This is a genomic window from Streptomyces atriruber (assembly GCF_001418325.1).
Lineage (GTDB): Bacteria > Actinomycetota > Actinomycetes > Streptomycetales > Streptomycetaceae > Streptomyces > Streptomyces atriruber.
In genome coordinates this window covers 1-12,927 of record NZ_LIPN01000119.1, presented here as the reverse complement: position 1 = coordinate 12,927, position 12,927 = coordinate 1, and the positions used below count along the sequence as shown (strand labels likewise).

The 12,927-nt window shown below is 74.0% G+C and carries 17 protein-coding genes; 12 read left to right on the top strand and 5 right to left on the bottom strand.

Annotated elements, in window-relative coordinates:
• The first annotated feature begins 152 nt into the window (after positions 1-152).
• Positions 153-767, top strand: a complete 615-nt coding sequence (locus AOK03_RS14210) for a TetR/AcrR family transcriptional regulator (RefSeq protein ID WP_055565607.1) — start codon at positions 153-155, stop codon at positions 765-767.
• A 132-nt stretch (positions 768-899) separates the two neighbouring features.
• Here AOK03_RS14210 and AOK03_RS14205 read toward each other — a convergent pair whose 3' ends face one another.
• Genes AOK03_RS14205 through AOK03_RS14195 form a run of 3 tightly spaced genes read right to left on the bottom strand, consistent with a single transcriptional unit; the run spans position 900 to position 3,360 of the window.
• Positions 900-1,676 carry an ABC transporter permease gene (locus AOK03_RS14205; protein ID WP_055565606.1) on the bottom strand — a complete coding sequence of 259 codons (777 nt, stop codon included), beginning with the start codon at positions 1,674-1,676 and terminating at the stop codon, positions 900-902.
• Entirely contained in the window at positions 1,673-2,662 is a 990-nt protein-coding gene (locus AOK03_RS14200) for an ATP-binding cassette domain-containing protein (protein ID WP_055565605.1), read from the bottom strand. Before AOK03_RS14200 ends, AOK03_RS14205 begins: the two co-directional genes overlap by 4 nt.
• Positions 2,663-2,691: 29 nt before the next feature.
• Entirely contained in the window at positions 2,692-3,360 is a 669-nt protein-coding gene (locus tag AOK03_RS14195) for a DUF4097 family beta strand repeat-containing protein (protein WP_055565610.1), read from the bottom strand.
• 268 nt (positions 3,361-3,628) lie between these two features.
• Between AOK03_RS14195 and AOK03_RS14190 the strand changes: the two genes are divergently transcribed.
• The 6 genes from AOK03_RS14190 (at position 3,629) to AOK03_RS14170 (ending at position 7,314) form a co-directional block, all read left to right on the top strand.
• Positions 3,629-4,375 carry a helix-turn-helix domain-containing protein gene (locus AOK03_RS14190; RefSeq protein WP_055565604.1) on the top strand — a complete coding sequence of 249 codons (747 nt, stop codon included), beginning with the start codon at positions 3,629-3,631 and terminating at the stop codon, positions 4,373-4,375.
• Positions 4,376-4,430: 55 nt separating this feature from the next.
• A complete protein-coding gene (locus AOK03_RS14185; RefSeq protein ID WP_055565603.1) occupies positions 4,431-4,619 on the top strand; it encodes a hypothetical protein in 189 nt (62 codons plus the stop codon).
• A 57-nt stretch (positions 4,620-4,676) separates the two neighbouring features.
• Positions 4,677-5,306: a DUF6629 family protein gene (locus AOK03_RS14180; RefSeq protein ID WP_055565602.1), complete on the top strand. Its 630-nt coding sequence runs from the start codon at positions 4,677-4,679 to the stop codon at positions 5,304-5,306.
• A 130-nt stretch (positions 5,307-5,436) separates the two neighbouring features.
• Positions 5,437-5,601: a DUF5993 family protein gene (locus AOK03_RS43110; protein WP_167355606.1), complete on the top strand. Its 165-nt coding sequence runs from the start codon at positions 5,437-5,439 to the stop codon at positions 5,599-5,601.
• Positions 5,601-6,242, top strand: a complete 642-nt coding sequence (locus AOK03_RS14175) for a disulfide bond formation protein B (RefSeq protein WP_055565601.1) — start codon at positions 5,601-5,603, stop codon at positions 6,240-6,242. Before AOK03_RS43110 ends, AOK03_RS14175 begins: the two co-directional genes overlap by 1 nt.
• A gap of 82 nt (positions 6,243-6,324) precedes the next feature.
• Entirely contained in the window at positions 6,325-7,314 is a 990-nt protein-coding gene (locus AOK03_RS14170) for an MBL fold metallo-hydrolase (protein ID WP_055565600.1), read from the top strand.
• A gap of 50 nt (positions 7,315-7,364) precedes the next feature.
• Here AOK03_RS14170 and AOK03_RS14165 read toward each other — a convergent pair whose 3' ends face one another.
• Positions 7,365-8,108: a class I SAM-dependent methyltransferase gene (locus tag AOK03_RS14165; RefSeq protein ID WP_055565599.1), complete on the bottom strand. Its 744-nt coding sequence runs from the start codon at positions 8,106-8,108 to the stop codon at positions 7,365-7,367.
• 358 nt (positions 8,109-8,466) lie between these two features.
• Between AOK03_RS14165 and AOK03_RS14160 the strand changes: the two genes are divergently transcribed.
• Positions 8,467-9,363 carry an ANTAR domain-containing protein gene (locus AOK03_RS14160; protein WP_244177607.1) on the top strand — a complete coding sequence of 299 codons (897 nt, stop codon included), beginning with the start codon at positions 8,467-8,469 and terminating at the stop codon, positions 9,361-9,363.
• Here AOK03_RS14160 and AOK03_RS14155 read toward each other — a convergent pair.
• Entirely contained in the window at positions 9,360-9,902 is a 543-nt protein-coding gene (locus AOK03_RS14155) for a cupin domain-containing protein (RefSeq protein ID WP_079074704.1), read from the bottom strand. The genes AOK03_RS14160 and AOK03_RS14155 overlap by 4 nt on opposite strands.
• An 81-nt stretch (positions 9,903-9,983) precedes the next feature.
• Between AOK03_RS14155 and AOK03_RS14150 the strand changes: the two genes are divergently transcribed.
• The 4 genes from AOK03_RS14150 (at position 9,984) to AOK03_RS14135 (ending at position 12,924) form a co-directional block, all read left to right on the top strand.
• A complete protein-coding gene (locus tag AOK03_RS14150) occupies positions 9,984-10,880 on the top strand; it encodes a LysR family transcriptional regulator (protein ID WP_079074703.1) in 897 nt (298 codons plus the stop codon).
• 71 nt (positions 10,881-10,951) lie between these two features.
• Positions 10,952-11,200, top strand: a complete 249-nt coding sequence (locus tag AOK03_RS14145) for a DUF6332 family protein (RefSeq protein WP_055565597.1) — start codon at positions 10,952-10,954, stop codon at positions 11,198-11,200.
• A gap of 129 nt (positions 11,201-11,329) precedes the next feature.
• Positions 11,330-11,926 carry a 2Fe-2S iron-sulfur cluster-binding protein gene (locus AOK03_RS14140; RefSeq protein WP_079074702.1) on the top strand — a complete coding sequence of 199 codons (597 nt, stop codon included), beginning with the start codon at positions 11,330-11,332 and terminating at the stop codon, positions 11,924-11,926.
• Positions 11,923-12,924 carry an FAD binding domain-containing protein gene (locus AOK03_RS14135; protein ID WP_055565596.1) on the top strand — a complete coding sequence of 334 codons (1,002 nt, stop codon included), beginning with the start codon at positions 11,923-11,925 and terminating at the stop codon, positions 12,922-12,924. Before AOK03_RS14140 ends, AOK03_RS14135 begins: the two co-directional genes overlap by 4 nt.
• Positions 12,925-12,927: the final 3 nt, after the last annotated feature.

The following is a 12,927-nucleotide window of genomic DNA, read 5'->3' as shown; positions in this document are numbered from 1 at the left end:
CTATGTGTATAAGAGACAGGGGCATCTTCGCTCCTCGGTGGCGGGGTGGCACGGCCCGTCGGCGGGACGGCCGGCGCGATTAGCCTAGACGCACCGTCGCGTCTAGACAATGTTCCGGGGACCGGGGGATCACCCCTGGGTATCGTGTCCGCATGCCCGCCCCGACCTCCCGGCCCCGCAGGCCCCACTCCGGCAGCCGGCGCGACGAGGCCGCGCGGCTGGCCGTGCTGCACGCCGCGGACGACCTGCTCGTCGAGCACGGCTTCGGCGCCCTGACCATCGAGGCGATCGCGCGCCGGGCCGGCGTGGCGAAGCAGACGATCTACCGCTGGTGGCCCTCGAAGGTCGAGATCCTCCTCGACACGCTCATCGAGGACAGCGAGAAGCGCCTGCCCGTCCCGGCGGAGCCGGCCACGGCGGCGGGCATCCGCGGCTATCTGCGCGGCTTCGCGCGGTTCCTCACCCGCGATCCCGCGGGCCAGGTCCTGCTCGCGCTCCTCGCCGAGGCGCAGCACGATCCCGAGACGGCCGGGCGTCTGCACGAGCGTCATCTCGGGCCGCGCCGGGCCCGGGAGCGGGATCTGCTGGCGCGCGCGGTCGAGGCCGGTGAGATCTCCCCCGCGCTCGGGCCCGACGCCGTGCTCGACGCGCTGGTCGGCCCGCTCGTCTACCGCGCGCTGACGGGGGCAGGCATCCCGCGCGGCCTGGTGGACACCCTGGTCGAGGACCTGCTCAGACCCCGCACGGGCCGAGCCCGCACGGACTGAGCCCGCGCGGCCCGGCACGCGAAAGGGGCGGCGCACGGCCGACGCGGTGTCGGTGTACGCCGCCCCGGGCGGAAGGGGACGGGGAGGAGGCGGGGGGGGCGTGGCGGGCGGTGGTCCGCGCCGGCACGGCGGTTACCTGGGGTCGCGGTTGAACTGTGCGGTGGACCAGCGGTAGCCCAGCACGGTCAGGCCCAGGCACCAGGCCAGCGCGATCCACCCGTTGTTGCCGATCCCGGTGCCGAGGAGCAGGCCGCGCAGGGTCTCGATGGCGGGGGTGAAGGGCTGGTACTCGGCGATCGGCTGGAACCAGCCCGGCATCGAGTGGAGCGGGACGAAGGCGCTGGAGATGAGCGGCAGCAGGATCAGCGGCATGGCGTTGTTGCTGGCCGCTTCGGCGTTGGGGCTGCTCAGGCCCATGCCGACCGCGATCCAGGTGAAGGCCAGCGCGACCAGGGCGAGCAGCCCGAGTGCCGCGAACCATTCCAGGACGGTGGCGTCGGTGGAGCGGAAGCCCATGGCCACGCCGACGGCGCCGACGAGGACGACGCTGACGAGGATCTGCAGGACGCTGCCGACGACGTGGCCGAACAGGATGGAGCCGCGGTGGATGGCCATGGTGCGGAAGCGGGCGACGATGCCCTCGTTCATGTCGGTGGAGACCGAGACGGCGGTGCCGATGACGGTGGAGCCGATGGTCATCAGCAGGATGCCGGGGACGATGTAGGCGATGTAGGCGGAGCGGCCCGCGCCCGCGCTCATGGTGTCGCCGAAGATGTAGACGAACAGCAGCAACAGCATGACCGGGGTCAGCAGCAGGTTCAGGGTGAGCGAGGGATAGCGGCGGGCGTGCAGGAGGTTGCGGCGCAGCATCGTGGAGGAGTCGCGCACGGCGAGGGAGAGGGAGCTCATCGGACGGTCTCCTTGGGCTGGTTCGGCAGGTTCGGCCGGGTGGGCACGGCGGGGTCGGGGGCGGTGGCGTTGCCGGTGAGGGCGAAGAAGACGTCGTCGAGGTCGGGGGTGTGCACGGTCAGTTCGTCGGCCTCGATGCCGGCGGCGTCCAGCCGGTCCAGGACGGCGCGCAGGTCGCGCTGGCTGCCGTCGCTGGGGAGTTGAAGGGTGAGGGCCTCCTCGTCGCGGGCGGCCCCGGGCAGGGCCGCGGCCGCGGACCGGTGGGCGGCCGGGTCCGCGAAGCGCAGGCGCACATGGCCGCCGGGGATGAGCCGCTTGAGCTCCTGGGCGGTGCCCTCGGCGGCGATGCGGCCGTCGTGCAGGACGGCGATGCGGTCGGCGAGTTGGTCGGCCTCTTCCAGGTACTGGGTGGTGAGGAAGACCGTCACCCCGCCGGTGACGAGTTCGCGGATGATGCCCCACATGGTGTGGCGGGAGCGGGGGTCCAGGCCGGTGGTCGGCTCGTCGAGGAAGATGATGCGGGGGCTGCCGACCAGGGTCATGGCGATGTCCAGGCGGCGCTTCATGCCGCCGGAGTAGGTGGAGGCGGGTTTCCCGGCGGCCTCCACCAGGTCGAAGCGCTCCAGGAGTTCGGCGGCCACCCGGCGCCCCTCCCGCCTGGGCAGGTGGTGCAGGTCCGCCATGAGGAGCATGTTCTCCTCGCCGGTGATCAGGCCGTCGACGGCGGAGAACTGGCCGGTGACGCCGATCGCGGCGCGGGCGGCCTGCGCCTGGCTCGCGAGGTCGTGGCCGCCGACGTGCAGGTCGCCGGCGTCGGCGGTGACGAGCGTGGAGAGGATCTTGACGGCGGTGGTCTTGCCGGCGCCGTTGGGGCCCAGCAGGGAGAAGACCGTTCCCTCCGGGACGTTCAGGTCGATGCCGTTCAGGACGGTCTTGTCGCCGTAGGACTTGCGCAGCCCGTGCGCCGCGATGGCCAAGCCGGTCATGGGGAGAACTCCTTCGAGGGCTGCGGGGGTCAGAGGCTGCGGGCGGTGATGTCGCCCTGGGCGACGGTCGCCTTGATGGCCAGGTCGGGTGCGCCGCCGGTGTTGTGCAGGGCGTTGTCGATCCGGCCGTGGGCGGTGCCGGCGTCCAGGGCGGCGCTGACGCCGCGGGCGGCGACGACGGTGATGTTGCCCTGCTGGGTGCCCAGCACGAGCGTGCCGGCGGCCGCCTCGGCGATGTGCACGTCGCCGCGCTGGGTGCTGATCTCGCCGGGGCCGTTCAGCCGGCCGACGGTGATGTGGGCGTCGAGGCCGGTCAGGCGGGCGCTCGCGGCCTCGTCGAGCTTGACCGCGCCGTGGCCGCCGTCGAAGGCGACCTCGCCGAGGCGTCCCACGCCGCGGAACTCGGCGGCGGCCGACTTGGCCCGCACATCGGAGCCGGCGGGCAGCTGGACGGTGACCTCGACGGAGCCGGTGACGCCGATGAGGCGGTTCTTGGACTCGGGGGCCTGGATGCGCAGGACCCCGTCGGCGTAGGTGACTTCGATCTGCTCGGCCGCCTTCACGTCGCGGCTGCGGGCGGGGTCGGCGGGCCGGACCTCGACGGTGGTGTCGCTGCGGTCGGCGGCGATGAACTGGATGCGTCCGGCGGAGATGTCGAGGACGGCCTGGACGGCGGCGGGGGTGGCGAACTTCTGCATCGTGGGCTCCTTCATCCGGTGTCGCGTGCCCTTGCGGCCCGCGCTTTCCGATGACAGAAACGCTACGTTGCATTCACGGAACTGACAACAGACTTGTTGCGTTGAAAACCCATAACTGCAGGTAGATACAGGAAAGTTGATGCAATGACCTCGCGCTTAATGCAACAGAGCGCCTCTCGGCCTGTTGCAATGAGATGGGCGTGAACGCTATGGTCGGCGCACCGACCACCCCCCATGCGCCCCGGCCGGGGCCACGAAGGAGACCGCGATGCCGGGAGGCAGGCTCACCCAGCAGGAACGCCAGCAGATCGCGCTGGGACTGGCCGACGGCCTCGCCTACGCCGAGATCGCCCGGCGCCTGGAGCGGCCGACCTCGACGATCACGCGCGAGGTGACGCGCAACGGCGGCCCGGCCGGCTACCGCGCCGAGGTGGCCCAGCGCGCCACCGGGCACCGCGCCCACCGCCGCAAGCAGGCCGCGCCCCGGGACCCGCGGACCCCCGAGCAGCCCCACGGGCGCGACGCCGACGAAGTACGCGCCTATGAGGAGGTGTTCACCACCGTCATGATCGCCTCGGGCATGCCCACGATGATGTCCCGGGTGACGGCCTGCCTCATCCTCACCGACTCCGGCAGCCTGACCGCGGCCGAACTCGCCGCGCACCTCCAGGTCAGCCCCGCCGCCATCTCGAAGGCGATCGCCTTCCTGGAGAGCCAGGGCTTCGTCCGCCGGGAGCGCGGCGAGGGCCGGCGCGAGCGCTACGTCGTCGACGACGACGTCTACTACCAGTCGATGATGGCCACCGCCCGCGCCACCGCCCAGGTCGTCGCCACCGCCCGCCAGGGCATCCCCGTCCTGCGCCCCGGCACGCCCGCCGCCACCCGCCTCGAAAACATCGCCCGCTTCCTCGACTTCGTCTCCGAGAGCACCGCCCGCGCCGCCGAACAGGCCCGCGACATCCTCCACACCAAGCCCACCACCGCCCCGGACTCCGGCGCACCGGGCGAGCGTTGATGTCCGGCGGTGCAAGAAGCGGTCAGGCGTACCGGAGTCGGCACAGGGGTGCACGGTGATTCCCGGCTCGGGACAGCACGGGCAGTGGGTGCGCACGCGGACGGAGGCCGACGCCGAGGCCTTCGTCGCCGAGAAGCACGCCGAACAGGAACGCGCCCTGCACACGGGCACCGGCACGCTGATCCTGACGGGCGTCGTCGTCCTGCTCGTCGCCGCCGCGGCCCTGTACGCCCGGCTCGGCTGACGCGCACGGCGCGGCCTTGGCGCGCTCCCGCGCCGGGCCGGCCGTAGCGTTGCCGTCATGTGCTGGAGTGCAACGGCCGACCTCGCCGCGGGGACGGGCATCGCGGCCGTGGGAGCCGTGGCGGTGGCCCTGGCGGCCCGCCGCCCCCGCGATCTGCCGCTGGCCGCGCTGCCGCTCCTGCTGGGCGCCCACCAGATCGTCGAGGCCGTGGTCTGGCACCACGACGGCGGCCCCGGCCCCGCCACCCTGGCCTGGGCCGTCATCGCGCTCCCGCTGCTGGCACTGTGGGTGCCGGCCGCCGTGCTGTGCGCCGCGCCGCCCGGCGCCCGCCGCCGGCTGCTGGTCCCCCTGGCGGCGGGCACCGTGACCGCGGCGGTGCTCGCCCACGCGCTGGCCACCCGCACCGTGAGCGCCGAGATCCGCGGGCACACCGTCGGCTACTCCCTGGGCCTGCCGCAGCCCGCCCTGGTCGTGGCCGGCTACCTGCTCGCCACCGTCGGCTCCCTGCTGCTGTCCGGCGACCGCGGCCTGATCCTCTTCGGCGTACTGGTGGCCGCCGGGGCCGCGGTGTCCGTGGTGCTGTGGCGCCAGGAGTACATCTCCACCTGGTGCGCGTTCGCCGCGGTGTGCTCGGTGCTCCTGACGCTCTGGGTCGGCCGGCGCCGGCCGGTCCGCGCCGGCGCCTAGGGCCGGACGGCGGCACCCCTCCGGGGCGCCCGGCCGCGGGGCGGCGGCCTGGTCCGTTGGGAGGTAACGGCGCCGGGCCCGCGCGTGGCGCCGGGCGGCCGGGGCGGGGGCGCTTCCTACGATGCGCGCCATGGACACCCTGATCTTCGGCGGTCTGCTGGTCGGCCTGGCCGCCCTGTACCGGGAGCGATCCCCCGCGCTGGTGCTCGGGGTGTGGTGGGCCGTGCTGGCCGCCACGGCGCTGCTCCTGGCGCACCACATCACCAGCGGCCTCTCGCTCGGGCTGAACTACTGATGGCCACCGCGGAGCACCCGCAACCGGCCCGCGGCACCGGCGCGGCGCTGCTGGGGCAGGCGCAGTTCTGGTTCGCGTGCGTCTTCGCGGCCGGCTGGACGGGCGTGGTCTGCGGCGGCCTGGCCGTGCAGTTCGGCTCCTGGGACTACCCCTGCCCGCTGTGCATGGTGCAGCGGATGTTCATGCTCCTGGCCGCGCTGGGGGCGCTGCACGTGGTGCGCGCGGGCATGCGGGGGACGATCACCGGCCGCGACTACCTGACGGGCTGGGGGCTGGCCCTGGTGGCCTGCATGGCCGGCGGCTTCACCTCCTGGCGGCAGACGATGCTGCACATCCTGCCGGGCGATGCGGGCTACGGCGATCCGGTGCTGGGCCTGCACCTGTACGTGTGGGCATGGATCCTGTTCATGGCCTCGGTCCTGGCCATCGGCATCCTGATGGCCTTCGCGCCCTGGACGGCCGCGCCGCACCCCGCCGCCCCGGCGAGCCGGTCCGCGGGCCGGCTGGTGTTCGGGTTCGTCGCGCTGGTCACGACGGTGAACCTGGTCGCGGTGTTCCTGCTGGAGGGCTTCCACTGGTTCCTGCCCGACGACCCCGCCCGCTACCAGTTCTTCTACGACGTGGGGATCTTGAAGAAGTGACCGGCCCGCCGGGCCCGGCGGGGCCGGGCGGCGCACCCGGCACGGTGTCCGGGGCGGCGTCCGGTTCGGTCAGAATGCGCCCATGATTCTTCAGAACGCGCCCGTGCCGCTGCCCACCCGGCTCGCCGAGGTGCCCGGCGCCGACGGGCTGTTCCTGTGGGCCCCGCGCAGCACCGGCCACTGGGGGTACGCCAACTGTTTATGGGTCGTCTCCGGCCCCGACGCGGCCGTGGTCGACACCCCCTACGACGGGCCGACGACCCGGGCGATGATCGCCGCGGCCCGGCCCCGGCTCGGCCCGCGCACCGTCACCACGGTGGTCAACACCCACGCCAACGGCGACCACACCTTCGGCAACCACCTGTTCCCCGGCGCGGAGATCATCGCCACCCGGGCGGGCCACGACCACCTGTCCCACGAACCGAGCCCCCAGCACATGCACGCACTGGTGCACCAGTCGCCGCCCGACACGGCCCTGGGCCGCTATCTGCGCGAGCACTTCGGCCACTTCGACTTCGCCTCGGCACAACTCACCCCGCCCACGGTCACCTTCCGCGGCCGGCACGCCTTCCCCGTCGGGGACATCGAGGTGGAACTGCACGAGGTGGGGCCCGCACACCACGCCGGCGACCTGGTGGCCCGCATCGGCGACGTGGTGTGCACCGGCGACGTCTTCTTCCACGGCGACCACCCCACCCACTGGGCGGGCCCCCTGCAGAACGTCATCAACGCCTGCGAGCTCGTCCTGGACCTCGCCCCGCGGGTCGTCGTCCCCGGGCACGGGCGGCCCACGGACCGCGCCGGACTCGAGGAACACCTGGCCTATCTGCGCACGGTGCAACGCGAGGTGCATGCCCGCTACGAGGCCGGACTGAGCCCCCACAAGGCGATGGACGACCTGTTCAGCCGGGACTTCTACCCCCGCCTGGGGCTGCCCGAGCGCCTGATGATCGTGCTCTCGGTGGAGTACAGCCACCTCGCGGGCGACCCGGCGGTGCCGCCCATGGTCGAACTCGCCGACCGGGCGGCCCGGTGGTCGTCCCTGCGCGGCACCGCCGCCCTCCCGCGCTGACCGCGCCCCTCCCCCGGCATCCCGGTCCCACGGCCCGGGGCGCCGGAAGGTCAGGCGCGGCAGTGCAGCATCTCCAGCGGCGGGTTGGCGTGGAAGTCCGCCCAGAAGTCCGCGCCGAACGCGCGCGTGCCGGCCGGCGACACCGTCCGCGCGACCCAGGTCACCTCGCTGAACCCGGCCGCCCGCAGGCACTGTTCGTACACCTCGCGGCGCGGGCGGTTGGCGACGAAGGAGACCGGCGGGTCCAACAGCGCCGTGATCCGCACCTGTGGGCCGGTCTCCGCCTCCTGCCCGGTGAGCTCGCTGCGAAAGCCGTACTTGTCCGGGAGCGGCCCCGTGAAGGAGAAGTCCGGCGACTGGTTGAGGACGAAGAGCGCGCCGCCGGGCCGCAGGCTCTGGTGCACGGTGCGGCACATCCGCTCCGTGGTGGCGATGTCGGGCGCATAGCTGAGCAGCTGGACCGCGGTGGCGATGCCGAAGCGCCGCTCCAGCGGCACCGGTTCGGCCACGTCCCCGACCCGGTAGCGCACCCCCAGCGGCTGCGCCTCCTCCAACTGCCGTGCCACCGCGACCATTTCCCCCGAGATGTCGATGCCGAGCACGTCCGTGGCGCCGCGCCGCTTGAACTCCCGGCTGTAGAAGCCGGTGCCGGAGGCCAGATCCAGGACCGCGCGGCCGCGCACGTCCCCGACCATCTCCAGGAAGCTGGGCACCGCCGCGTACTGCTCCAGCGGCAGCGCCTTGAACCCCTCGTACGCCTCACCGATCTCGTCGTACTGCTGCTGCGCGCTCATGGTGGTGCCTCTCCCCCGTGGTCGGCGTTGCGGCGTCTCGGCAGGCCCGCGGCCCCGTCCCGATGCGGGGGTGTGGCGCGGCGCCTCGGCTGGCAGTCTCTACGGGCCCCGTCCGTCGGCCGTACCGGCAGAACCCACAAAGATCAGGGACCGGTTCCGGCCTCCCCTGCAGCCGGGCGCGGAGAGCCGGGCAGGTCATGACACCGGCAGGCGGGCGGGATACGGTCGCCGCAGTGGGTGAGGAGCAGCGCCTGCCGGGAGGGTCCGGACGGGGCCGGGTCCGGGGCCGGCGCCCCGGTCACTGCTGCTCGCCGATCGCAACGAAGGCCGGAGCAGGATGCGGCCGGGGGGAGACAGTTTGACCACCTTTTCGACCGCGTCCCCGTCCCCCTTCCCGGAGGAGCAGCCGCCCTCGCCCGCGCGGCAGCCCTCGCTCCGGGAGGAGACGGAGCATCTGCGGGCCGCCGCCGAGCAACTGCGCGCGCAGGTGGCCGAGCTGGAGGTCCGGGCGCGGGCGCGGCCCAGGATCGCGCTGGCCGAGGGCATCCTGGTCGAGCGCTACCGGCTGGCGCACCCCCAAGAGGCGTTCCAGCTGCTGCGCCGGGCCTCGCAGCGCGCCAACATCAAGCTGCACCAGCTGGCCGCCGCGGTGGTGCGCACCCCCGGCCCCGTGCCGGGCGCCGAGGTGTGGCTCACCGAGCGGGTCCGGCTCCCCCGGCCCGGCCTGGCCGCGCTCGGGGCCGGGCCGCTCGACGCGGCCAACCAGGGCGAGGTGCTCGGCGCGGCGCTGCGCCGCGTGCTGACCGTCACCGGCACGGACATGGGCAACGTGCAGCTGCTCGAGGACGACGTGCTGCGCATGGCCAAGCACGCCGGTCTGCCCCGGCACTTCACCGACTACTTCGCCTTCGTCGAGGGGAACACCGCCTGCTCCCGGGCCGTCGAAGCCGGCAGCCAGGTCACCGTCAAGGAGGTGGCCTCCTCGGCCGGGTTCGACGACGAGACGCGCCGGGTGATCCTCACCTCCGGCAGCCGGGCCTGCCACAGCATTCCGCTCGTCGACGACCGGGCGGCCGTCCGCGGCGTCATCTCCTCCCACCACGCCCGGCCGCTGACCGGCTTCACCCAGGCGCAGCTCCGGGCGCTGCAGGACACCGGCCGCACCCTGGGCGAGTGGATCAGGTGGCATCAGGACACCGTGCTCCTGGACGCGCTGGAGGACCTGCACCAACTCGCCCTGGCCGCCCGGCCCTAGGACACCGGGCGGTCGGCGGGACGGGTGGCGTAGCGGCTCATCGTGCGCAGGTTGGCGTCGGGCGTCAGGGGCCGGCCGTCGGCGATCGTGTCCCGCAGGTCCCGGAAGTACTGCACGTACAGGTCCGGGGTGAACATGCTGAGCATGACGGCCGGTCGGCCGCTGATGTTGGCGAAGGTGTGCGGAGCGCCGGCCGGGACCAGCACGAAGGTGCCCGCACCGGCGTCGTGGTCCTGCGCCCCGACGGTGAACCGCACGGTGCCGGACAGGACGTAGAAGCCCTCGTCGTGCCGGGCGTGGCGGTGCTGCGGGGGGCCGGGGGTGTGCGGGGCCAGGACGGATTCGGTCAGGCCCAGCCGGTGGGCGGTGTGGCTGCCGTCCTCCAGGACGCGCATGTGCGTGGTGCCCAGGGTGAGCCTCTCGCCCTCGCCGGGGCGGACCACCACGACGGCGGGCCCCCCGGCCCCTGCTTCCGCGTCCGTGGCTGTGGCTGTGGCTGTGGCTGTGGCTGCTGCCGCTGTGTCTGCTGCGTCGTTCATGGTGACGATTGGACCGCCGGGGTGCGGACGCCGTCCAAGACCTGTTCCGGGGCGCCGATACCGGCTGGGTATCGTGGCGGGATGGAGCTGCGGACGTTGCGGTATTTCGTGGCGGTCGCCGAGGAACTCCACTTCGGCCGGGCGGCCGTGCGGCTGCACATGAGCCAGCCGCCGCTGAGCCGGGCCGTCAAGCAGCTGGAGACCGAGGTCGGTGCCGTGCTGCTGGTCCGCTCGCCGGGCGGCGTCACGCTGACCGCGGCCGGGGCGGTGCTGCTGGCCGAGGCGCGCGCCCTGCTCGAACGGGCCGCCCTGGCGCGGGAACGGGTGGCCGCCGCGGCCGGGACCACGGCCATCACCGTCGGAGTCCTGGGCGACGGCGCCGATGCGGGGCTGAGCCGGCTGGCGGCCGTCTTCCGCCGACGGCATCCGGGCGTGGAAGTACGCGTCCGGGAGGCCGATCTGGCCGATCCCACCTGCGGGCTGCACGCCGGCCGGGTCGATGTCGCGCTGACCCGGGGGCCCTTCCAGGAGACCGGGCTGTCGGTGCGGGCGCTGCGGACCGACGCGGTGGGGGTGCTGCTGCGGGCCGACGACCCGCTGGCGCGGTGCGCGCGTCTGCGACTGGCCGAGCTGGCCGACCGGCGCTGGTTCAGCTTCCCGCCGGGCACCGACCCGCTGTGGCAGACCTACTGGGGCGGCGGGCAGCACCGGGAGGGACCGGTGGTGCGCGCGGTCGTGGAGTGCCGGCAGGCCGTGCTGTGGAACGGCACCGTGGGAATGACCCTGGTGGACCACGCGCCGGGGCCGGGGCTTGCCGTGGTACCGCTGAGCGACATGCCGCCCAGCCCGCTGGTGGCGGCGTGGAACACGGGGGACGCGAATCCGCTGGTCCGCTCGTTCGTGCGGGTTGCGGCCGGTATCCACCGGGACCCTGAGCAGGGGCGGGGGCGTTCGGGCGCGCAGCCGTGCGGGACGTAACCCTGCGGTGCGCGGCCGTGCGGGGGGGGACTTGGCGGGGGGCCGCGCGGTCCTGGGTACGCTCTGCGGTCATGGGGACCAGCCGTCGCAGTCAGGCCCAGCGGGACGAGATGACCGTGGAGATCGGCTACGCGCTGCTCAGCGCCTGCTTCCTGGGGGCCGTCGTGTTCGGGGCGATCGCCGGTCCGGTCGCCGTCTGGCGGCTCCCGGCCGGCGCGGAAAGGTTCCTGCTGGTCGCGGGCGCCTCGGTCGGCTCCGTCCTCGCGGCGCTGCGTGTGGTGCACGTGCTGTGGCGGTACGCGGGAGCCCGGCCCCGCTGACCGCCCTCCCCTCCCCCTGCCCCGGCCGGGAGCCCGCGTACGGCTCGGCATGCCGGAACGGGCGTCCTGTCCCAGGCTGGAGTGGCGATGACGGCACGGACCACGCCAGGGACGAGGGAGCAGAGCGCCATGGGGACCGAGGTGTTCCATTCGGAAGTGCCCCTGCGGGTGAACGGCAGGACCCACCGCCCTGTCGTCGATCACCGCTCCACGCTGCTGGACGTGCTGCGCGAGCAGCTGGACCTGACGGGGGCCAAGAAGGGCTGCGACCACGGCCAGTGCGGTGCCTGCACCGTCCTGGTGGACGGGCGCCGGGCCAACAGCTGTCTGCTGCTGGCCCTCGCCGTCGAGGGATGCGACATCACCACGGTCGAGGGACTGCACGGCGCCGACGACCAGGGGCCGCATCCCCTGCAGCGGGCCTTCGTGGAGCGGGACGCCTTCCAGTGCGGGTACTGCACGCCGGGACAGCTCTGTTCGGCCCTGGGGGTCCTGGCGGAGGCCCGGGCGGGCGAGGCCTCGCACGTGACGGATCCGGGCGCGGCAAGCGGCGCGCCGGTGCGGCTGAGCCGGGCGGAGATCCGGGAGCGGCTCAGCGGCAATCTGTGCCGCTGCGGCGCCTATCCGCACATCGTCGAGGCCGTGGCAGCCGTGGATGCCGCGCAGGCCGCCGAGGCGGCAGCAGCCGCCGGGTCCCACGAAGCCGCCGGGGGCGGTGTCCGGTGAAGTCCTTCATGTATGTGCGGGCCCACAGCGTGGACGAGGCGACCGCGGCGCACGCCGGCCGGCCCACCTCCCGCTACCTGGGTGGCGGAACCAACCTCGTCGACCTGATGAAGCTGGGCGTGGAGCGGCCCGAGACGCTGGTCGACGTCAGCCGGCTGCCGCTGGATGCCGTCCAAGAGCTCGCCGACGGGTCCGTCCGCGTCGGCGCGACGGTGCGCAACAGCGACCTCGCCGCCCACCCGCTGATCCGCGCCCGCTACCCCGTGCTGTCCCAGACGCTGCTCGCGGGCGCCTCGGGCCAGCTGCGCAACGTGGCCACCACCGGCGGCAACCTGCTCCAGCGCACCCGCTGCCCCTACTTCCAGGACCTGGCCAAGCCGTGCAACAAGCGCGAGCCAGGCTCCGGCTGCGGTGCGCGCGAGGGCGTCCACCGCGACCACGCGGTGCTGGGGCACTCCGCGCAGTGCATCGCCACCCACCCCTCCGACCTGGCGGTCGCGCTGGCCGTGCTCGACGCGCAGGTCGAGCTGGAGGGGGCGCGCGGGGCGCGGACGGTGCCCGCCGCCGAGTTCCACCGGCTGCCGGGCGACCGGCCGCAGGCGGACACCGAGATCACCCACGGCGAGCTCATCACCGGGGTACTGCTGCCGCGGCCGGTGCCGGGCGCGGTCTCGGCCTACCGCAAGGCACGCGACCGTGCCTCGTACGCCTTCGCGCTCGCCTCGGTGGCCGTGCTGCTGGCCGCCCGGGACGGGGTCGTGGCGGAGGTGCGGATCGCCTTCGGCGGGCTGGCCCACCGGCCCTGGCGGGCCCGGCGCGCCGAGGAGGCGCTGCGGGGGGCCGCGCCGACGGGCGAGGCGTTCGCGCGGGCGCTGGATGCCGAGCTCGCCGCCGCCGAGCCGTTGCGGGACAACGCCTTCAAGGTGCCCCTCGCCCACAACCTGGCCTGCGACGTCCTGCGCCGCCTGACCGCCCCCGACCCGGCCGCCGGGACCTGAGAC

Bases quoted from the DNA above. Each gene is read 5' to 3' on its own strand.
- AOK03_RS14210 (WP_055565607.1), top strand. From the start codon at position 153: ATGCCCGCCCCGACCTCCCGGCCCCGCAGGCCCCACTCCGGCAGCCGG.
- AOK03_RS14180 (WP_055565602.1), top strand. From the start codon at position 4,677: ATGTGCTGGAGTGCAACGGCCGACCTCGCCGCGGGGACGGGCATCGCG.
- AOK03_RS14145 (WP_055565597.1), top strand. From the start codon at position 10,952: ATGGGGACCAGCCGTCGCAGTCAGGCCCAGCGGGACGAGATGACCGTG.
- AOK03_RS14170 (WP_055565600.1), top strand. From the start codon at position 6,325: ATGATTCTTCAGAACGCGCCCGTGCCGCTGCCCACCCGGCTCGCCGAG.
- AOK03_RS14155 (WP_079074704.1), bottom strand. From the start codon at position 9,902: ATGAACGACGCAGCAGACACAGCGGCAGCAGCCACAGCCACAGCCACA.
- AOK03_RS14205 (WP_055565606.1), bottom strand. From the start codon at position 1,676: ATGAGCTCCCTCTCCCTCGCCGTGCGCGACTCCTCCACGATGCTGCGC.
- AOK03_RS14150 (WP_079074703.1), top strand. From the start codon at position 9,984: ATGGAGCTGCGGACGTTGCGGTATTTCGTGGCGGTCGCCGAGGAACTC.
- AOK03_RS14165 (WP_055565599.1), bottom strand. From the start codon at position 8,108: ATGAGCGCGCAGCAGCAGTACGACGAGATCGGTGAGGCGTACGAGGGG.
- AOK03_RS14190 (WP_055565604.1), top strand. From the start codon at position 3,629: ATGCCGGGAGGCAGGCTCACCCAGCAGGAACGCCAGCAGATCGCGCTG.
- AOK03_RS14195 (WP_055565610.1), bottom strand. From the start codon at position 3,360: ATGCAGAAGTTCGCCACCCCCGCCGCCGTCCAGGCCGTCCTCGACATC.
- AOK03_RS14140 (WP_079074702.1), top strand. From the start codon at position 11,330: ATGGGGACCGAGGTGTTCCATTCGGAAGTGCCCCTGCGGGTGAACGGC.
- AOK03_RS14200 (WP_055565605.1), bottom strand. From the start codon at position 2,662: ATGACCGGCTTGGCCATCGCGGCGCACGGGCTGCGCAAGTCCTACGGC.
- AOK03_RS14175 (WP_055565601.1), top strand. From the start codon at position 5,601: ATGGCCACCGCGGAGCACCCGCAACCGGCCCGCGGCACCGGCGCGGCG.
- AOK03_RS43110 (WP_167355606.1), top strand. From the start codon at position 5,437: ATGGACACCCTGATCTTCGGCGGTCTGCTGGTCGGCCTGGCCGCCCTG.